This is a genomic window from Flavobacterium aquidurense, assembly GCF_001404985.1.
In the GTDB taxonomy this organism is placed as follows: domain Bacteria; phylum Bacteroidota; class Bacteroidia; order Flavobacteriales; family Flavobacteriaceae; genus Flavobacterium; species Flavobacterium aquidurense_B.
The window spans coordinates 676,141-697,526 of sequence record NZ_JRLF01000012.1 but is presented as its reverse complement, the minus strand read 5'-3'; the positions used below and the strand labels follow the sequence as shown (position 1 = coordinate 697,526).

The following is a 21,386-nucleotide window of genomic DNA, read 5'->3' as shown; positions in this document are numbered from 1 at the left end:
AGTTCGTGATAATTTGTGAAATTTGTGTTTTATAACAATATCAACAATGACAACATTAATTACAAACATAAAAGAACTGCTTCAGGTTCGCGAAACTTCTGTTTCTAAAGTTTCAGGTCCTGAAATGGCAATTCTTCCTACTATAAAAAATGCTTTTTTAATTCTAAAAGACAATTTGATTCATGATTTTGGTTCGATGGAAAATCTTCCAGAAATTAAAGCTGACAAGGTTATTGATGCAACCGGTAAAATTGTTTTACCATCCTGGTGTGACAGTCATACACACATTGTATATGCCGGCAATCGCGAACAGGAATTTGTAGACAGGATCAACGGATTTACTTATGAGGAAATTGCCAATCGTGGTGGCGGAATATTAAATTCGGCTAAAAAACTCAATGAAACTACAGAAGATGAAATTTATGAACAATCAAAAGTTCGTCTAGAAGAAGTCATGCATTTAGGAACCGGAGCTGTAGAAATTAAATCCGGTTACGGATTAACAATCGAAGGCGAAATGAAAATGCTTCGTGTTATAAAAAAACTGGATCAAAATTACCCAATTACCATAAAAGCTACTTTTCTGGGCGCACATGCTTTTCCGTTGCACTATAAAGACAATAAAAGTGGTTATATAGATGAAATTATAAATCAAATGATTCCTGAAATTGCTCAAAACAATTTAGCAGACTATGTTGACGTATTTTGTGAAACAGGATATTTTTCTGTAGAAGAAACCGAAAAAATTATGCAGGCTGGAATAGAATCCGGTTTAAGTCCAAAAATTCACGTTAATCAGTTTAATTCTATTGGAGGAATACAAGCCGGAATTAAATATAAAGCCCTTTCTGTTGATCATCTTGAAATTATGAAAGCGGAAGATATCGAAGCTTTAAAAAACACAGAAACAATGCCTGTAGCATTACCTTCATGTTCTTATTTTTTAAGTATTCCATATACTCCTGCCCGTGAAATGATAAAAGCGGGACTTCCGTTAGCATTAGCAACAGATTTTAATCCAGGCTCTACTCCATCCGGAAACATGAACTTTGTCGTTGCAACAGCTTGTATCAAAATGAAAATGACTCCTGAAGAAGCCATAAACGCAGCAACTATAAACGGCGCCTATGCAATGGGAATCTCAGAAACCCACGGAAGCATCACAAAAGGTAAAAAAGCCAACCTGATCCTCACAAAACCAATTTCATCTTATTACCAGATTCCATACGCTTTTGGAAGCAATTTGATTGAAAGCGTCTTTATTGAAGGTGAAATTTTAAAATAAAATTAATTATTGCATACTTACAGCACTGTAATTCATCCACTATACTGTTCTCTACCAATATTGAATACCTAAAGGCAGAGCTCAACCCATGATTCGCATTATGCCATAAAAAAAGGTCTGTGAAAAACTTCACAGACCTTTAATATTTTAGTGGTATTATTGCCTAAAACGACTTGGTGTTATCTTAAGTTAAAACTAGTTTTAGAAACTAATTCATCATTATCAAAAACATTGATAAAATAAGCACCTTTAGCAAAATCTTTACCCGGTAAATCTTCACTAACATTTACTGTTTTATTTTCATATTTAACAGTTGTTTTAAAACTGTAAGTTAAAGTGTTATCACCAAAACTTTCTGTTTTCTTCTCTCCTAAAACATTGTTTTTAGAATCGATAACCTGTACATAATAGGTTTTATCCCCTGATTTAGCAATTTGGTTTTCAGCAATTGTAAAACTAACTTTCAAAACATCAGCACGGCTTGCTTTATCAGTTTCAATTTGTTTTCCTGAGCTTTTTAATTTATAAGCAGCTGTTTTAGTATTCAGAACTGATAATTTAGCTCCTTTTTCAACAGTTTTAGCCAATTCTTCGTTTTGACCAACTAATACTTCATTATACTTTTTAGATTCACCTAAAACTACAATTGTACTATCTCTTTGAACTGTTAAAGTACCGTTTTGCTTTTTCAATTCATCGTTTTCAGCAACCAAAGTCTTCATTTTTCCTTGCATTGCCTGAACTTGTGATCTGTATTTAGATACATCACCTTTCGATTTATTCAAATCATCCATTAAAGCTACTACTTTATCTCTTTCCTGAATTAATTCATCAGACATAGAAGTATTTTCAGCAATTGCAGCATCATAAGTCGCTTTTAACTCTTGCAAATCTTTCATAACAGAATCTTTCTCTGTCATTGTGGTTGTAAGTTCAGTCTTAACTGTATCAGTATCAGACGATAATTTAAAAATATACACTAAGCTACCAATAAGTAGGACTGCTAAAACTGCGATTACCGCTTTTAGACTTGAGTTGTTGTTCTTTGGGTTTTCCATATTTAAAAAAATTTTCTTTAAAACAAATTTAAGAATTAATATAAGGTAATAACGTAAGTTAATACAATTATATTATTTTTGGAAAATAAAATTTTTTCATGGAGAAATTAATCCCTTTTACTATTAATGATTTAGCAAAAGTCACAAATCATCGAAGCGGTGAAATAAAGTTTGGCGAAAAGATGATTATCATTCCGAAAGGAGCTGATAAAATTAACTTTTTGAAAGAAAGTGAAGCTAAATATGTACTCCTGGGAATTCCGGAAGATATTGGTGTGCGCGCAAATTACGGAAGACCCGGCGCAGCATCAGCATGGGAAAGTGCCATAAAAAGTATTGCCAACATTCAGCACAATCGTTTTTCTAAAGGAAGTCAGATTATTGTTTTAGGACAAATTAATGTTGCGGAAGAAATGCGTGATGTCGAAAATCTTGATTTTAATGATATTGATGATCGGTCAAAATTAAGTCAGCTTGTCGAAAAAATTGACAAAGAAGTTTCACATATTATATTTAATATCATAAAAGCAGGGAAAACACCAATTATTATTGGCGGAGGTCATAACAATGCTTACGGAAATATAAAAGGTTCGGCTTTAGCCAAAGGAAAACCTATAAACGCTATTAATTTTGATGCCCATTCTGATTTCAGGATTCTTGAAGGCCGCCATAGCGGGAACGGTTTTTCATATGCTTACGAAGAAGGTTTCTTAAAAAAATACTTCATTTTTGGCCTGCATGAAAACTACACATCAAAAAGTGTTCTGGATATCATAAAAAAATTAGAAGACAGAGTTCGATACAATACTTATGACAGTGTCAACATCCGAAAGGAAAAAGATTTTAACAGGGAGATGGCTTTAGCACTTGAATTTATAAAAACAGATTCTTTTGGTATTGAAATCGATCTGGATGCAATTCCTAATATTGCGAGCAGCGCCATGACTATCAGCGGATTTTCAGTCGAAGAATTACGTCAGTTTGTTTCCTTCTTCGGGCAACACAGAAATGCTGCATATTTACACATTTGCGAAGGAGCGCCCGATTTAGCAGATTCTCCAAATAACAATTTAATTGGTAAATTAATTGGCTATTTAGTGACTGATTTTATCAAGGCTAATAATGAAAAAGAATAATTATTAAAAGTTGAATGGCTGAAAATTAGCTCATTTGGCAAATAAAACAAGAATCAAATAAACGATTGGTCGAATAAACCTATCTTTGCACAGAATTTTAGTAATTAAAACTAAATTCTTAATACCTAAGATATGTTATTCGAAGATTTATCCCTTTCAAAAAGTATACAAAAAGCCGTATTTGAAGAAGGCTACCTAAACCCCACTCCTATTCAGGAACAATCTATTCCGATTGTTTTAGCAGGAAGGGATTTAATTGGTTGTGCCCAGACAGGTACAGGAAAAACTGCTGCATTTGCAATCCCAATCATACATCAATTACACCGAATTGTAGGTTCATCAAAAAAAGCCAAAGTAATTCGTGCCCTAATAGTTACTCCAACACGTGAACTAGCAGTTCAGATTGGACAAAGTTTTGATACTTATGCAAAGTACACGAACTTAACCCAATTGACAATTTTTGGTGGAGTTTCACAAAATCCACAAGTAGATACGCTGAAAAACGGAGTTGATATCTTGGTAGCAACACCAGGAAGATTGCTTGATTTACAAAAACAAGGTTTTCTTGATCTCGATCATTTGCACACTTTGGTTTTAGACGAAGCAGATCAAATGCTGGATATGGGTTTTATAAACGATGTAAAAAAGATCGTAAAACTAACGCCTAAAAACAGACAAACTTTACTGTTCTCTGCAACAATGCCAATTGCAATTCGCGAATTAGCCGAAATGTTTTTGCAGGATCCTGCAAAGGTTGAAGTTTCTCCGGTTTCCTCAACTGCAGAAAACGTAGAACAACGCGTTTATTTTGTTGAGAAAACAGAAAAAAGAAATTTATTATATCATCTTATAAAAAATGAGGATTTATCAAACGTATTGGTTTTCTCAAGAACCAAACACGGAGCTGATAATGTTGTAAAAGCATTGCGTAAAAAAGATATTCCTGCTGAAGCAATTCACGGTGATAAATCACAAAATGCAAGACAACGCGTTTTAGATGCATTTAAAAATAAAGAAGTTGGTGTTCTTGTCGCAACAGATATTGCAGCAAGAGGAATTGATATTGATCAATTGCCATTTGTAATCAATTTTGATTTACCAAATATACCGGAAACCTACGTGCACAGAATTGGGCGAACAGGTCGTGCCGGAAATGGCGGAATCGCAATTTCATTTTGCAGTAAAGACGAACATCCGTACTGGAAAGACATTCAGAAATTGATAAAAGTAGATGTAAAAACCATTACAGACCATCCTTATCAATGGCACGCAGGAAGTCCTGAAGCAACGGAAGAGAAACCTAAAAACTCAAACCGAAGCGGAGGAGCTCACAAATCAAGAAAATCAAATGCTTCTAAGCAAAATAAAAAACGTTGGTATTAACCAACGTTTTTTGCTTCTTGTATTAAGTAACTTATAATTTTAAACAGCTTAACAGGTTCAAAAGGTTTAATGATGATATCATTTATTCCGGAAGAAATTGCCTCATCTGTAATTTCATCTTTATCAAAAGCAGTCAAAGCAACAATTGGTGTTTTTATATCTTTTAGACGAATTCGTTTAGTCGTTTCAAATCCATTCATCAAAGGCATATTGATATCCATTAAAATAAGATCAAAATTTTCTTTCTCAAGAATTTCCAAAGCAGCAAAACCGTCATCAACTACTTTACAGATATAATTGTTTTTTTCGATGATTTTTTTTGTTACCAGCTGGTTGATCAAATTATCCTCTACAATCAGTATTTTATAAACCTCACTTGATGTTAAGTCAACCTCTATCTCAGCTATGATATTTTTGGTTTTTTCAGGATCATGCTCAAAAGGGATAATAAACGAAAAAGAAGTTCCTTCGCCAATATCACTTTTTAAGCTAATTGTACTTCCAAAAAGGCCTAACAATCTTTTTACAATACTCAAACCTAATCCTGTTCCCTGATAATCTTCATCTTTTCTGCCTACCTGAACAAACTTTTCAAAAATTTTACCCTGATCTACAATCGCAATTCCAACGCCATTATCCTTGATAAGAAAATCCAGGAAATATATTTTTTCCTCTATCCTATTTAATTTTACTATAATTTCAACTTCACCATCTTTAGTGAATTTCAAGGCATTACTCACTAAATTCATTAAAATCTGTGCTAACCTTAATTTATCTCCAATCAGATATTCCGGGATATCCGAATCGATTGACACTGTAATTTTATTGTTGTTTTTTTGAGACAAAAAAGAAAGTGAATTCTTGATCATTGTAATTTCATCAGAAATATTAAAAGTCAAATTTTCAAGTACCACTTTATTTTCTTCAATTTTATTAATTTGAAGAATATCATTTACCAGTGACAACAAATATCTGGCTGAAAATTTCAGGGAGCTCAAATGCTGGCTTCTTGATAATTCTTTATGTTCTTCGAGCAGCATATTTGTAATACCAACCACACCATATAGCGGAGTACGCAATTCGTGGCTTATAGTCGAAATAAATTGAGTTTTGAGCAAAGAGGCTTCCTCTGCAATTTCTTTTGCTTTTAAAAGCTCTAAATTATGTTTTTTCTTAAATCTGATGTTTTTAACCAAAGTAATAATCAGAAAAAGAAGAATTAAAGAAATCAGTACAAACAAAATGACAATAATTCTGGATTTTTTCAGACTTTGATATTGTGAGTCTTTCTCATTCTCGATTTTATCTATTTGTCTTTTATATTCATCTAATTCCAGATTAAATCCGGCAATAGAAGCTTTCTTAAGTTTTTCTTCATTGTATAATTCCGCTGTAATTTTATTATAGGCAGACAGGTTTTCATAAGCTTCCTTGTAATTTTTAATTTTCGTCAAAAATTTTGAGTATTCTAAATGAGCAAAAGAAAGATCTGATTTTTCATCGCTATTTTTTCCTGATTTTATGGCTTTCAAAAAAAACACATTCGCTGATTCATTATCATTCAGATAACTGGAATACATTCCGTTAAGCATATTAACAATAATTTCTGTCGATTCATCACCATATTTTTCGACATTATTTCCAACAAATTTGAGATAAGGATATCCTTCTTTAAATTTACCAATATCAAAATAAGCCCAGGCTATATTTACGTTTGTAAAATAGACCTGGCTCATGTCATTAATTTTTAAACTATAAGCTATAGACTTTTTATAGTAATTGATTCCTTTATTAAATTGCTTTTTTTCGAAACAATAAATATTCCCCAGATTATTATGAAGGCTGTATTTAATAGAATCGTTTTGTGTTTTATTAGCGTAGTAGACTCCTTTGTTATAAAAGAAAATAGCCTTATCAAACTCTGATAATTCGCTATAATTACCAGCAATGATCTTGTATGATTTTGCTATTAAATAATCATTTTTTGAAGCTGTAGCGTAATTGAGAGCAATTCTTGAAGTAATTAATGATTTTTCGAAATTAGAGTCCTTATAATCATTCCAGGCTTGCTTGACAAGTTTTGCGATCTTATCATCAGGCATTGAATCCGATTGCGCAATTGCCGAATTGGCAAAACAATTCAGAAATAAAAAAATTAATAAAAAGATCCTTATTCGGGGCATAAATAGGCTAATTTTATCAAATATACACTTAAAAATAAAAAAAAGCTGTATTTCATATAAAAATACAGCTTTTCTTTATTTATTTAAATTTTGGTAAATATTCTAATTTTTTTCAAATGAAAAAACAAGAAAAAATTAGTCTATAGAAGTCTCTCCTAAGTCTTTATCATCCTCCCATTTTCCTACCACAGATGTTGCCAATGCATTTCCTAAAACGTTTGTAGCGCTTCTGAACATATCACAAAAGTGATCAATAGGCAGGATTAATGCAATTCCTTCTACAGGAATTTTAAACATTCCGCAAGTAGCTGCAACAATAACCAAACTCGCTCTTGGCACACCCGCAATACCTTTACTGGTTAACATTAAAACCAAAAGCATCGCCATTTGTGTTCCTAAATCCAAGTGAACGCCATAAAACTGAGCAATAAAAATACTGGCAAAAGTCATATACATCATACTCCCGTCAAGGTTAAACGAATAACCTAATGGCAGCATAAATGCTACAATTTTATCCTTAACACCAAAATCTTCTAATTCTTCTGTTAATTTAGGAAATACCGCTTCACTGCTTGTTGTACCAAAAGCAATAGCCAAAGGACCAATAATACGTCTTAATAACTCTGTCATTCTACCTTTAAGAAAGATATAACCTACCGCAATCAAAACCACCCATAATGTACTGATTCCGACTAAAAACGATCCGAAAAATTTAAAATAGGTAATTATTAATTCTTCTGCATCTCGAATAGCAAAAACCCCTGCAATGGCTCCAAACACTCCAATTGGAGCAAAATTCATTACATAATTCACCATTTTTAAAACAATGTGAGACGCTTTATCAAAAGCATTTATAATTGGTTTTACCGTACTTCCTAACGAAGCTGCGGCTAAACCAAAAAAGATAGAAAAAATTACAATTTGTAAAATTTCATTGGTTGCCATTGCCTCAAATATACTTTTAGGCACAATATGTTCTACGAAATTTTCAACAGATAATATTTTTGTTTTAGCCGTAACTTCAGATGCAGCAGCCATATCGACGTGATCTAATTTTAAACCTACTCCGGGTTGTAAAATATTCACATAAAACAATCCTATTAATAATGATATAAACGAAGCTGTAAAAAACCATCCAAGAGCTTTTCCTCCAACTCTTCCAACTGTTTTTATATCTCCTAATTTTGCAATTCCAACTACTAAAGTGGTAAATACCAAAGGAGCAATAATCATTTGCACCAATCTGATAAAGATAGTGGCAAGCATTTTTATTTTATTACTGAATGATAATGCCGCCTCTTGTGAAATTGAATTATGAATAATAATTCCAAGAGTTGCCCCAAGTACCATTGCAATTATAATTTGCCCTGTTAACCCTTTAAGAAATGATTTTTTTTTAGTTTCTGTAACTTGCATTAATTTATTTTTTTAGATTAAAATAGTTAAGCCCTCACTGCCTTAACTTTTATTAATATGTTTTGTTGATCAAATAAAAATCAGCCAAAACAATTGCTGCCATAGCCTCAACAATAGGCACAGCTCGTGGAACCACACATGGATCATGACGTCCTTTTCCGGTCATTGGTGTAATATTTCCTTTATTATCTAATGAATCCTGAGTTTGCATAATAGTGGCAACAGGCTTAAAGGCTACTCTGAAATAAATATCCATACCATTGCTTATTCCGCCCTGAATTCCTCCTGAAAGATTTGTTTTTGTAGTTCCGTCCGGATTGTATAAATCATTGTGTTCGCTTCCTTTCATTTCAGAACCTGAAAATCCGCTTCCGTATTCAAAACCTTTTACCGCATTTATAGAAAGCATTGCCTTACCTAATTCAGCATGTAATTTATCAAATACAGGCTCGCCTAAACCAACCGGAACATTTTGAATCACACATGAAACAATACCTCCAACGGTATCTCCCTGTTTGCGGATATCACGAATGTATTCTTCCATGATAGCGGCTGATTTTTCATCCGGACAACGAACAGGATTACTTTCTATTTTAGAAAAATCCAAATCCTGGTATGGTGTATCTAAATGAATTGGTCCAACAGACGAAACGTAAGCATTAATTTTAATTTCCGGTAACATTTGCTTTGCAATTGCGCCGGCAACTACTCTGCTTGCGGTTTCTCTTGCAGAGCTTCTACCTCCACCGCGATAATCACGAAAACCATATTTCTGGTCGTAGACATAATCAGCGTGGCTTGGTCTGTAATTGTCTTTTATATGAGAGTAATCATCCGATTTTTGATTGGTGTTTGGGATAATAAAACCTATTGGTGTTCCGGTAGTTTTACCTTCAAAAATACCAGATAAAAACTGCACTGCATCCGGTTCTTTACGTTGTGTTACAATTGCTGACTGTCCGGGTTTTCTGCGGGACATTTCAAGTTCAATTGCTTCTAAATCAAGTTCAATTCCTGATGGACAACCATCTATAATTCCGCCTAAAGCTTCACCATGAGATTCTCCAAATGTTGTTACTTTATATAGGGTGCCGTAGCTATTTCCTGCCATTGTAATTTGTTTTGAGCAAATGTAAGTTTTATGAATTAAATTAAAAAATTTAAAATTAGTATTATTAAGTAAAGGTTAAGTAGTTTAAAAATCACAATTTATTAAAATTGTAGCTAAATTGATAACCTTTTGATAAAATAAATCCAAGCAGAGATTCTTTTATTTGTTAAACTTCAAAAAAAGAAAAATTGAAAAAACGAAATGTCGAATTGGTCATTCTTTCAGATGTCCATTTGGGAACTTACGGAAGTCACGCAAAAGAGCTAAATAACTATTTATCAAGCATTAAACCTAAGACACTCGTTTTAAACGGAGATATTATTGATGCCTGGCAATTTCGCAAATCATACTTTCCAAAAGCCCATTTAAGAGTCATTCAACGCATTATCGGGATGGCTTCAAAAGGCACAAAAGTGTATTATATTACTGGAAACCATGATGAGATTCTTAGAAAGTTCAGCGATATGAACATGGGAAATTTTTCTTTAGTAGATAAATTAGTTTTAGAACTGGACGATAAAAAAGCCTGGATTTTTCACGGAGACGTTTTTGATGCTTCCGTACAACATTCAAAATGGATCGCAAAATTGGGTGGTTTAGGATATGATTATCTAATTCTGACAAATCGTTTCGCAAATTGGTGCTTGGCAAAATTGGGCCGTGAACCGTATTCTTTTTCTAAAAAAATAAAAGCAAGCGTAAAAAAAGCGGTTAAATTTATCTCTGACTTTGAAACTACAGCAACAGATTTAGCAATCGAAAAAAATTACGATTATGTAATTTGTGGACATATTCATGAACCAAAAATTATCACTAAAGAAAACAAACACGGTTCTACCTTATATTTAAACTCCGGCGATTGGGTCGAAAATCTTACGGCATTAGAATACCATAAAAAACGATGGAAATTATATTCATACGCTGAAAGTAATTTTACCGAAGAAGAAAATCTTTTTGAAATGGAAGATATCTTAAGTTCTCAATTAATTTCGTCTATTATTCTTAAAAAATAAACCCCAACCAAGCCTTAGCATTCAAAGAAAAATCTTTTTTAAATTGGTATTTAACGAGGTTCAAAATGTGAATTATATAACAATTTTCAATAATAATATACGTTTGAAAATTACACGTAACAGTACATTTGAAAAAAATTAATAACCATTTTTATGAAGAAGATTATTTTATCTGCCCTTATGCTATTAGGATTAGCGTTTACGGCTCAATCACAAGAAATTTCTAAAAACGCTTTAGGATTGCGTTTAGGAGACAATAACGGATTTGGAGGAGAAGTATCATATCAATTAGGATTAAACCAAAAAAACAGATTAGAATTTGATTTAGGCTGGAGAAACAGCAGCGATGTAGACGCCATAAAAGGTGTTGCTCTTTACCAATGGGTTTGGAACATCGACGGAGGTTTTAACTGGTATGCTGGTGTTGGTGGTGGTATTGCTGCCTGGGACCATGATTACTATTCAAACAATTTCAAATATAACGACAGCGGAACGTATGTATTTGCTGCCGGAGACATCGGTATAGAATATAGATTTAGCGAAGCGCCAATTACATTATCATTAGATGCAAGACCGGAAATTGGTTCTGGATACTATGACGATGACAATTTTGGATTTGACGTTGGTTTAGGCGTTAAGTTTAGATTCTAAATAAAAATAAAAAATAATTGTAAAAGAAATCCTGTCGTTTAATGCGACAGGATTTTTTTTTGTTTTTGCTACTATCGTCACCCTCAGCGATCCCGAGGCTTCGGGAGAAGGGTTTAAGAGGTAAAACGGGCTTCAACTTCGCTCAGCCTGACATCTCACTTCTAACATCTAACATCTTTATATAACTACTTAATAATAATTTCTTTTTTAGAATGTATTTTTACAACTGTATAAGGATACGTAATCACCTGCATCACCATTGCATCAGGAGCAGGATTTATTTCTTTAACCGTGATGATAATATTCTTGTCTGTTTCTTCTACTTTTTCAACGCCAATAGAATAACCTCCAGTATTTTTCTCACCCATGTTTAAAATAACATAATTCGAATTACTAATATCATCATGCTTCATTTTAGAGGATAAAAGCGGATCGTTTTCTAACATTTTGATTTCATTAGGTTCCGTCAAAATCTCAAAAAATTTAATATTTCCGCCTCCGTCAGATTGCTCGGTCAGAACTTCATACAAAATTTTAGAACCTGAATCTGATGTTTTTTTTGCTCCACAGGAAATCAAAACAAAAACTATTAAAACCGAAATTACTTTTTTCATTTACGTATACTTTAAAATTATTGTTTCTAATTTTTATAATCGTCAATTGCTCTTTGGTACAAAGCTTCGTACTTAGGCAAGATATTTTTGATATCGAATTTTTTAGCAACTTCTAAGGCATTTGCTTTAAACTCACTTAACGTTTTATCATCTTTCAGAATTTTAATTGCATTAGAAGCCATTTCTTCAACATTTCCAACATTACTCAAATATCCGGAAATGCCCTCAAAATTAACCTCCGGTAAACCACCTGAATTACTCGAAATCACAGGAACACCGCATGCCATTGCTTCTAAAGCAGCCAAACCAAAACTTTCTGTTTCTGACGGCAGTAAAAACAAATCCGTAAGACATAAAATTTTATCAATTTCATTGCTGTTTCCAAAGAAAATCACTTTGTCATAGATACCCAATTCCATACACAAAGCTTCAGCCTTTTCTTTTTCAGGACCATCCCCTACCATCATTAATTTTGCAGGCATTTCTTTCTGGATATTATAGAAAATCTTAATAATATCCGGAATACGTTTTACCTTTCTAAAATTACTGATATGTGTTATGATACGCTCATTTTCCTTCGCCATCACATAACGATGACAAGGTTGTTGCGGATCTTTTCTCATTTTATCCAATTCGATAAAATTTGGAATTACCTTGATTTTATTCTTAATCTTGAATAATTTCAAAGTATCATCTTTCAAACTCTGCGAAACAGAAGTTACATAATCAGATTTATTGATACTAAAAGTTACTGCCGGTTTATAAAACGGGTGATTTCCAACCAGCGTAATATCAGTTCCGTGAAGCGTTGTAATCATTGGAAGATTAATTCCTTCATTCTTTAGCATTTGCTTTGCCATATAACCCGCATAAGCGTGAGGAATAGCATAATGCACATGAAGAACTTCTATTTTATACAATTTAACCATATCGACCAATTTGCTTGACAAAGCCAACTCATAAGGCTGATAATGAAAAAGAGGATATTCAGGAACGTTTACTTCGTGATAATGAACATTAGGATTTAAAAGCGCCAATCTAACTGGCTGACTATAAGTAATAAAGTGGATTTCGTGTCCGCGTCTGGCTAATTCGAGGCCTAGTTCTGTAGCAACTACACCACTACCACCAAATGTTGGATAACAAACTATTGCTATTTTCATGTATTAAATTTAATACTACGAAAGTACTCAAAAATAGCGTTATTCGAAGATTTCGATTGTTAGATTTTTGTGAATATTAGATTTATCAGATTATTAGATTGTTAGATTTTTTAATCCTCTAAATTTTATCAGAAGCAGAAAAATTAATTTTCAAAAGACCAGTTGTCCCGCTGTCCGCTATATCTTTTCTGCCGAACCCCGGCAAAAAAGGATATCGCTCCCATCGGGGCTAGATTAGAGGTTTTAGTTTTTATAAGAGCATTTGCTGATCAACTTTGTCAAAGTTTAAAACTTCGACAAAGTTCTTTTACACAATCTTTGTCATTCCGAGGAACGAGGAATCTTCACAAGAAACTCCGCAAAGAAAAGTCAATCTTTGTCGATCTTGCAACGGAGATTCCTCGTTCCTCGGAATGACAAAGATTGTGATAAAAAATCACCAGTTACAACAAAAAAAGGCACGAAATCTAAATTTCATGCCTTTCAAATATTATATAAATTGTTCTTAGAAAAATCTGCTATGCCAGCTATCGGCAGCAGGAACTTCCCAGGATTCATTGTATTCTTCGATATTATTCACCAAATTATTAAAGACAATCGTATTTTCTGAAACCGATTTATCTTTAACCATTTTCTTGAAATCGATTAATGGTTTATGTGCAATATGTTCACCAAGTTTAAAAGTAACGTTCATTTTATCTAACAAATCAACGTTATATTTTTTCTCTAAACCCTGAATAAACTCCACTGAACTATCAATAGAACAACCAGTTGCAGCTTGTACATCCTGATTTACAGCCAAAATAATGAATCGGTTGTATTTTAGTTGATATGAAGCTTCTAAACTTGTTCCGTGTGCTGCCCAACCTTCAACGAAAGCTTTCAGATCAGTTTCTATTTCAGAAAATTCTTCCTCAGAAAATTTTCTGTTTGATTGATAAATCCAAATTCTGGATTCACCAGGTAAATCTTCAAAAGGTATATACATTTTTAATTTTAGATTTTAGATTGTTGATTTTAGATTTGAAAAAGCATCAAGTTCAAAACTTAGAACCTTAGCAACTTAGCCACTCAGAAACTTATTTACAAATCCTGCGCATTAGCAATTAATTCAGCAATATCCATTACTTTAACTTGCCCTTCTTTCTCCTGGTGTTTAATACCATCAGTTAACATCGTATTACAAAACGGACATCCCGCTGCAATAATATCCGGTTTTACTTCCAGAGCATCTTCTGTTCGCAATACGTTTACTTCTTTGTTTCCTGGTTCAGCATCTTTAAACATTTGTGCCCCACCTGCACCACAACATAATCCGTTTGCTTTAGAACGCTTCATTTCAACTAATTCTACATCAAGTTTTTCGATTAAATCTCTTGGTGCTTCATAAATTTTATTGGCTCTTCCTAAATAGCAAGGATCATGAAAAGTGATCTTCTTTCCTTTAAACTGACCACCTTCAACAGTAAGTCTTCCGTCATCCATTAAAGACTTTAAAAACTCTGTATGATGAATTACATCATATTGACCTCCTAATTCAGGATATTCGTTTTTTAAAGTATTAAAACAATGCGGACAAGCCGTAACGATTTTTTTAGCTTCATAAGCATTCAAAACCTCGATATTCATCATGGCCTGCATCTGAAACAAAAATTCATTTCCGGCACGTTTTGCAGGATCTCCGGTACAACTCTCTTCTGTACCAAGAACCGCAAAAGAAACATTAGTACGATTTAAGATTCGCACAAATGCTTTTGTAATTTTTTTTGCTCTATCATCAAAACTTCCCGCACAACCTACCCAAAACAAAACTTCTGGTTGTTTTCCTTCGGCCAGCATTTCTGCCATTGTTGGTACTACTAAACTTTCTGACATCTTATTCTGTTGTTAAATCGGTTAATCGTTAATTTGCTTAATCGCATTATGTTAGCAATGAACAAAAACTAAAACCGAAATTATTTTTATTTAATCGATTAAACGGTTAAAAATTAATCAATTAAACCTTTTTAATTTTCGTTTTTCCAATTTAATCGGTCCTGCTGATTGTATTGCCATGGCGCACCATTATTTTCAATATTTGTCATCATAGCATTCAATGACATTGGCGCAGCACTTTGCTCCATCACTAAATAACGGCGCATATCCATAATAATAGACAACGGACTAATATTTACCGGACATTCTTCTACACAAGCGTTACATGATGTACATGCCCATAATTCTTCCGTAGTAATATAATCGTTTAATAATGTTTTATTATCAGGAATAAAAACTCCTTTATTGGCATCAATATTTTTTCCTACTTCCTGCAGACGATCCCTTGTGTCCATCATAATTTTACGAGGAGACAATTTTTTACCTGTCTGGTTCGCCGGACAAGATGATGTACAACGACCACATTCTGTACAAGTATATGCGTTTAATAACTGAACCCAATTTAAATCCTGAACATCACTAGCTCCAAATTTACTTGGCGCAGCATTTTCATCAACCGGAGCAGCCGCAAACGGATCTGCATTTGGATCCATCATCAACTTTACCTCTTTTGTAACTGATTCAAGATTATCAAACTGTCCTTCCGGATTTAAGTTTGCAAAATAAGTATTTGGGAAAGCCAATAAAATATGTAAGTGTTTTGAGAAGTATAAATAGTTCATAAAAACCAGAATACCTGCAATATGAAGCCACCAGAATACCTCTGATAATAACATTACCAACTCGTTAGACATCCCATTAAAGATTGGTGCAATAAACTGACTTACAGGAAAACTTCCTGCTTTATGAAAATGCGAAAATCCTCCCGGAACATTTTGCAAATGCAAATCAGACGCATTCATCAATAAAAACAATGTCATTAATACCATCTCAAAATACAAGATGTAATTGGCATCGCTTTTAGGGAATCCTTTTAAATCAGGATTAATAAAACGTTTTAAGCGAATGATATTTCTTCTGATCCAGAATACTGATACAGCAACGAGAACCAAAAGCGCTAATATTTCAAAAGAACCTATCAGTACATCATAAGCAGTTCCTAAAAAAGCAAAAACTCTGTGTGTACCAAACAAACCATCAATGATGATTTCAAGTAATTCTATATTTATGATTATAAAACCAAGGTAAACAACGATATGCAACACTCCAGCTACAGGACGTTTTACCATCTTAGATTGCCCAAGAGCAATCATTGCCATGTTTTTCCAACGTGCTTTAGAATTATCTTTTCGATTTACATCTACTCCCAAATTAATGTTTCGGATGATTTTTTTTACGCTCGATGCAAAAAAACCGAAACCAACTATAAGAAGGATAGCGAATAAAATATTATCTAAATAACTCATTCTAATTAATTTTTAGTAGTTGAATTTGCATCTTCTGTCGGTGCCACATATGGTTTGTTTTTCTTTCCAAAAAGAGAAACATTTACATAACGTGTTGGGTATAAACGAACATCCTGCAATAATAACTCTAACTCTTTTGAAGTTTTAGACAAATTATTATATAAAGCATCATCATTTAATAATTTTCCTGCAGTACCTTTTCCTGAATTTAAGTTACTCATTATACCGTCTACTTTAGCTAAAGTCTGGTTTAAATTTCTAACTGTTTTTCCTAAATCAGCCTTATTTAAGGAATCAGATATCTTATTGAAGTTACTTGACATTTTATTAAAGTTTGTCACCACTCCGTTAATCTGACCTTTGTTTGTATCTAAAATAGAATTCAAACTTCCTGAAGCTCTATGAAATTGCTCCATAGTCTGGCTCAATTCTGCCAATGATTTTTTTAGATTTTCCTGTCCTTGTTTATCTAAAACATTATTTAATCCGGATACCAGCGTATTAATGTTTAGCAGCATTAAATCTAATTTTTGCTGAATAGGTTCAATTTTACCTCCCAAAGATTCAGTTAATCCCAATTCTACTGCAGATTCTAAAGTCTGTCCTTCAACAGCCGGATCTTTATCAGCCAGATTTGGTAATATCTTGATCTGTTTTCCTCCAATCAGACTTGGCGAATACAAAGCAGCTTTACTTGTTTTTGAAATAGGAAAATCTGTTTTTAATTGAAGCTCAACTAATAGTTTACCTGTTAATTCGTTAATTGTAATTTTACTTACTTTACCAATTGAAAGTCCATTTATGGTAACGGGTGCTGATGCTGACAAATCCTCAACATTATCATATTCTACATATAATGTCTTGTAATTTGTAAAAAGGTCTTTGCCTTTTAAAAAACTGTAGCCCCAAATAAATAATAAGATTGACGCGATGACTAAAATAGCCGTTTTAATTTCTCTTGTTAGTTTCAAAATTCTTAGTGTTTGTACAAAATTAATATAAATATTCGAACTTGTGGCTATTATTTAATGGCGTCCTGAATACTGATCTTTTCTCCGTCTTTATTTGCAATTAAAAAAGCGGCTCCATATCCTTTATCCTTAGCTTCTTCCAAATATTTTTTAGCAGTTTCATAATTTGAAGTTTCCTGATAGAAATATTTGTAAATGTTATTTTCGTATAACATTGTTACATTTTTCAAGCCTTTAAAGTTTTTAGGTTCCAGCGGCGTTTTTTTAATGCTGGCAATAAGCTGTACCTTAAAGAAGATTCCTTTTGGAGCATTCTTGGCTGCTGCAGTTTCTACAACCTTTGTTTTAGTTGGGGTTGAAGTATCTTTTGCCGGTCTTGCCTCTGTCATTTCAGTATTACCTGAACCAAAATACTCTCTTTTATAACTTAAAATAGCTTCTGCAATTGCTTTTGCAATATCATCTTGCCCTTCTTCTGAGTTTAAAACATTTCCTTCAACAGTATTAGAAACAAATCCCGTTTCAACTAATACTCTTGGCATATAAGCTTTATGAAGTACCATAAATGGTGCTTGTTTTACTCCGCCTTGTCTTAATTTCTTACCTAGTTTTTCAAAATTATCTTCAATTTTACTCGCTAATGAGATACTGTTATCAAGGTATTCTTCCTGCATTAGGGTCATTCCTATCATTGATTCCGGCGAGTTAGGATCATAACCTTCATATTTTCGTTTATAATCTTTCTCTAAGGTAATTACCGAGTTCTCTTTTTTCGCCGCTTCAAGATTCGATGCTACTTTACTCAAACCCATTACATAGGTCTCTGTTCCGTCTGCAGCAGTATTTTTATTTGCATTACAGTGAATAGAAACAAAAATATTTGAATTTGCCCTGTTCGCAATATTGGCTCTTTCGACCAAATCGATAAAAACATCTGTTTTGCGCGTATAAATAACATTAACGTTTGGACTCGCTTCTAAAATTTTTCCAACTTTTAAAACAATAGCCAAAGCAATATTTTTTTCAATCCGCCCGCTATAAACAGCTCCAAAGTCATGATCACCATGTCCCGCATCAAGTGTTACCTTAAAAACATTTGATTGACTATAGGCAGAAAAAGACAATATCGTGAGAAAAAAAGTAAATATTACTTTAATTGTGTTAAATCTATTCATAAATGTAAAAGTTAATTTTAATAAAACGTAACAGCTATAATTTTTACAATTGATTATTTTTGACAAAAAATTATATGTAAGTTTGACATGTCAAAAAACAAGCCATAATTTTACAAAAATAGCATTTAAACCTTTGCATACAAACTTATTTAATATCGTTTTATTATCATTTTTCCTAACATTAGGATGTGGTAATTTATATTCGCAAGAGATAAAAAACAAAAAAAAGCCATTATCAACTGTAAAACAATCAGATAAGCCTGAAATTAAAGTAGCAGACACTATAAAACTTGATACTGTCAGAGCAAAAAAGACTTTTCTGGATGCTCCAACAAAATACAAAGCCAAAGATTACGCAAAGTACGATAAGAAAACAAATACGCTTACTTTATATAATGAAGCGGAATTATATTATAAAGATGTTGAGCTAAAATCAGGTATTATTGTACTTAATACTGAGAAAGATGAAGTTTATGCGGGAAGAATTAAAGATTCTGCCGGTGTTTTAGTTCAATATCCTAACTTTAAACAAGGAGCCAGCGAAGTTCAGCCTGATTCTATCCGTTTTAATTTTAAAACTAAAAAAGCTTTAATTTATAATTCAAGAACTGAACAGGGAGAATTTAAAATCAAAGCTGCAGTTACTAAAAAAGAGAACGATTCTGTTTATTTCTTAAAAGGAGCCCGCTTTACGACTTCGAAAGACATTGATAATCCTGAATATTATTTCCAGACGAATAAAGTAAAATTTATTCCGGGTAAAAAGGTAATTACCGGTTTAACCAATATGGTAATTGCTGATGTACCTACTCCACTGGCTTTACCTTTTGCTTATTTTCCTATGAGTCAGGAAAAAAGCGTTTCAGGTATTATTATACCAAGTTATAACGATTCTAATACCAGAGGTTTCTCCTTGCAGAACATGGGGTATTATTTTGCTTTAAGCGAAAATTATGATCTGACCGTTTTAGGGGATTATTATACAAATGGTAGTTACGCCATGCGTTTTGAATCAGCTTATGCAGAACGGTATAAATACAGAGGAAATATTAATGTTCGTTTTGAAAACCTGATCAATAGTGAGCGTGGTTATCCTGATTACAGCAAACAAAGCATTTACAATATTCAGTGGTCTCATGCAAAAGACACTAAATCGAATCCAAATTCAAGTTTTTCTGCATCTGTAAATATGGGTAGCAGTAAATACTTTAAAAGATCTATCAATCAGGCAAACGTAGGTTCAAATTTAAATAACACATTAAATTCATCGATCTCATACAACAAAACCTTTAATACAATACCACAGGCGCGTTTTTCATTGACCGCTACACATTCACAAAATACACAAACAGAGCAAATTCAGATGACTTTACCGGCTTTACAAGCCAGTGTTGATCGTGTATATCCTTTTGTTGGAAAAGATGGCGTTAAAAAAGGACTTATCAAAAACATCAATTTACAGTATAACTTAAGTGGTAAAAACAATTTTAACACTACAGATTCCTTATTTTTTAAACCTCAGATGTTTAGAGATGCACAAATAGGTATGCAGCACAGTATTCCTATCAGTACCAATTTTAAAGTTTTTAAATATTTTAGTGCTGGAGCATCTACAAATTATCAGGAAACCTGGGTTACAAAAACTATAGACAAAAATTACGATTATGACCAAAGTAAAGTGATTGACAAAACAGTAAATGGTTTTGACGCTTACAGAACTTATAATTTCAGTACAAATTTAGGAACTACGATTTACGGTACATTTAATTTTGGCAGTGACAAAAAAATCCAATCGATTCGTCACGTCATGAGACCAACCGTAACTTACTCTTACACACCAAGCTTCGATCAATATTACAACAATTATACTGTTGACGCTTCAGGAAGAATTTCTACTTATTCGAGATTTGACGGCGGTATTTTTGGAGCACCGGGAAAAAGCAATTCAAACATTGTATCCTTTGCTTTAAGCAACACATTTGAGGCTAAAGTAAGAGACAGCGACAGTACAAAAACAGAACCTAAAAAAATAATGCTGCTGAACAACTTAAACTTCAGTACGAGTTATAATTTTAATGCTGACGGAAAAGAAACCTTAGCCTGGCAACCTGTACTTGTAAGCGGCGGAACACAGCTTTTTGACAATAAAATGAATGTCAATTTTGGTGCTACATTAGATCCATATGCAATCGATAATGGCGGAGCAAGAATAAACACCTACAATATTGATAATGGCGGAAGTTTGTTCAGAATGACAAGTGCTAACGTTACATTAAATTATTCGTTCTCAAACAAAGGATCCGGAAAAGAAGAAAATAAGCAAAGTGAACGGAATGGTGGTCGTAAAGATGATTTATTCGGAACAAATACAGATTTAAATGACAGCAGAAATAGTCAATTTGCGAATGAAAAAGATGATGATAAAGATGTTATAACTGAATTTTTTAATTCTAAAATTCCGTGGGATATGACAATGGCTTATTCATTAACCTATTCAAATGTCAATCGCGAGAATAAAATTACAGGAAATTCCATCATGATTTCCGCCAATATGGATATTACTCCTAAATGGAAAGGTGGAGTTTCGACGGGTTACGATTTTGTTCAAAAAGGGGTTACTTTTACCCAATTTCGTTTCGAAAGGGATTTATTAAGCTGGAGAATGGCTTTTAACTGGACTCCACTGGGCGTAAACTCAAACTGGAATTTCTTTATTGGAATTAAATCCGGAATGCTTAGTGACATCAAATGGAACAAACGAAGCACTTCTAATCGATAGTACAATTATCAATTAAACATATTATTTTAAGTATTATGAAATTAGATTTAAACGTTTAATCTTAATTTCATAATATTTAATAAAATTATAATTCTTCAATTTAGTAT

General features: G+C 33.0%; 17 protein-coding genes. 6 read left to right on the top strand and 11 right to left on the bottom strand.

The annotated features are described in order from the left end of the window. Positions 1 to 46 precede the first annotated feature (46 nt). The gene (gene hutI / locus RC62_RS14840; protein WP_055096508.1) at positions 47 to 1,285 is read left to right on the top strand and encodes an imidazolonepropionase; all 1,239 of its coding nucleotides are present in this window, start codon (positions 47 to 49) and stop codon (positions 1,283 to 1,285) included. Between the two features lie 179 nt (positions 1,286 to 1,464). On the opposite strand, the gene RC62_RS14835 is transcribed toward hutI, so the two are convergent. After that, positions 1,465 to 2,343, bottom strand: coding sequence for a hypothetical protein (locus RC62_RS14835; protein ID WP_055096505.1), 879 nt, complete (start codon positions 2,341 to 2,343; stop codon positions 1,465 to 1,467). Positions 2,344 to 2,441: 98 nt separating this feature from the next. Between RC62_RS14835 and RC62_RS14830 the strand changes: the two genes are divergently transcribed. Continuing rightward, positions 2,442 to 3,479, top strand: a complete 1,038-nt coding sequence (locus tag RC62_RS14830) for a formimidoylglutamase (protein ID WP_055096504.1) — start codon at positions 2,442 to 2,444, stop codon at positions 3,477 to 3,479. Between the two features lie 132 nt (positions 3,480 to 3,611). Next, positions 3,612 to 4,862: a DEAD/DEAH box helicase gene (locus tag RC62_RS14825; RefSeq protein ID WP_055096501.1), complete on the top strand. Its 1,251-nt coding sequence runs from the start codon at positions 3,612 to 3,614 to the stop codon at positions 4,860 to 4,862. On the opposite strand, the gene RC62_RS14820 is transcribed toward RC62_RS14825, so the two are convergent. From RC62_RS14820 to aroC, 3 genes are all read right to left on the bottom strand, one after another. After that, a complete protein-coding gene (locus RC62_RS14820; RefSeq protein WP_055096499.1) occupies positions 4,859 to 7,045 on the bottom strand; it encodes a response regulator in 2,187 nt (728 codons plus the stop codon). The two genes, RC62_RS14825 and RC62_RS14820, sit on opposite strands and share 4 nt — an antisense overlap. A gap of 135 nt (positions 7,046 to 7,180) precedes the next feature. Next, complete coding sequence (locus tag RC62_RS14815; protein WP_055096497.1) at positions 7,181 to 8,461, bottom strand: dicarboxylate/amino acid:cation symporter; 1,281 nt, start codon at positions 8,459 to 8,461, stop codon at positions 7,181 to 7,183. Between the two features lie 52 nt (positions 8,462 to 8,513). Beyond that, the gene (gene aroC / locus RC62_RS14810; RefSeq protein WP_055096496.1) at positions 8,514 to 9,572 is read right to left on the bottom strand and encodes a chorismate synthase; all 1,059 of its coding nucleotides are present in this window, start codon (positions 9,570 to 9,572) and stop codon (positions 8,514 to 8,516) included. A 188-nt stretch (positions 9,573 to 9,760) separates the two neighbouring features. On the opposite strand from aroC, the gene RC62_RS14805 reads away from it, so the two are divergent. Further along, positions 9,761 to 10,585 (top strand): UDP-2,3-diacylglucosamine diphosphatase, encoded by an 825-nt coding sequence (locus tag RC62_RS14805; protein ID WP_055096494.1) that lies wholly within the window; start codon positions 9,761 to 9,763, stop codon positions 10,583 to 10,585. A 153-nt stretch (positions 10,586 to 10,738) separates the two neighbouring features. Continuing rightward, entirely contained in the window at positions 10,739 to 11,236 is a 498-nt protein-coding gene (locus RC62_RS14800; RefSeq protein WP_055096492.1) for a hypothetical protein, read from the top strand. A 185-nt stretch (positions 11,237 to 11,421) separates the two neighbouring features. Here RC62_RS14800 and RC62_RS14795 read toward each other — a convergent pair whose 3' ends face one another. The 7 genes from RC62_RS14795 to RC62_RS14765 all read right to left on the bottom strand — a co-directional run bounded on the left by RC62_RS14795 (position 11,422) and on the right by RC62_RS14765 (position 18,500). After that, positions 11,422 to 11,850: a protease complex subunit PrcB family protein gene (locus RC62_RS14795; protein WP_055096490.1), complete on the bottom strand. Its 429-nt coding sequence runs from the start codon at positions 11,848 to 11,850 to the stop codon at positions 11,422 to 11,424. A 26-nt stretch (positions 11,851 to 11,876) separates the two neighbouring features. After that, on the bottom strand, positions 11,877 to 13,013 hold the full coding sequence (gene bshA / locus RC62_RS14790) for an N-acetyl-alpha-D-glucosaminyl L-malate synthase BshA (RefSeq protein WP_055096489.1): 1,137 nt from the start codon (positions 13,011 to 13,013) through the stop codon (positions 11,877 to 11,879). A 505-nt stretch (positions 13,014 to 13,518) separates the two neighbouring features. Then, on the bottom strand, positions 13,519 to 14,001 hold the full coding sequence (locus RC62_RS14785; RefSeq protein ID WP_055096487.1) for a hypothetical protein: 483 nt from the start codon (positions 13,999 to 14,001) through the stop codon (positions 13,519 to 13,521). Between the two features lie 95 nt (positions 14,002 to 14,096). Then, positions 14,097 to 14,888 (bottom strand): (Fe-S)-binding protein, encoded by a 792-nt coding sequence (locus RC62_RS14780; RefSeq protein WP_055096484.1) that lies wholly within the window; start codon positions 14,886 to 14,888, stop codon positions 14,097 to 14,099. Positions 14,889 to 15,019: 131 nt separating this feature from the next. After that, the gene (locus tag RC62_RS14775; protein WP_055096482.1) at positions 15,020 to 16,354 is read right to left on the bottom strand and encodes a (Fe-S)-binding protein; all 1,335 of its coding nucleotides are present in this window, start codon (positions 16,352 to 16,354) and stop codon (positions 15,020 to 15,022) included. Positions 16,355 to 16,359: 5 nt separating this feature from the next. Continuing rightward, positions 16,360 to 17,325 (bottom strand): MlaD family protein, encoded by a 966-nt coding sequence (locus RC62_RS14770; RefSeq protein ID WP_055096480.1) that lies wholly within the window; start codon positions 17,323 to 17,325, stop codon positions 16,360 to 16,362. Positions 17,326 to 17,375: 50 nt separating this feature from the next. After that, on the bottom strand, positions 17,376 to 18,500 hold the full coding sequence (locus RC62_RS14765; RefSeq protein WP_055096743.1) for an N-acetylmuramoyl-L-alanine amidase: 1,125 nt from the start codon (positions 18,498 to 18,500) through the stop codon (positions 17,376 to 17,378). A gap of 49 nt (positions 18,501 to 18,549) precedes the next feature. Here RC62_RS14765 and RC62_RS14760 point away from each other — a divergent pair, with 49 nt between their 5' ends. Continuing rightward, entirely contained in the window at positions 18,550 to 21,279 is a 2,730-nt protein-coding gene (locus RC62_RS14760) for a putative LPS assembly protein LptD (protein ID WP_082421302.1), read from the top strand. The last annotated feature ends 107 nt before the right edge of the window (positions 21,280 to 21,386 follow it).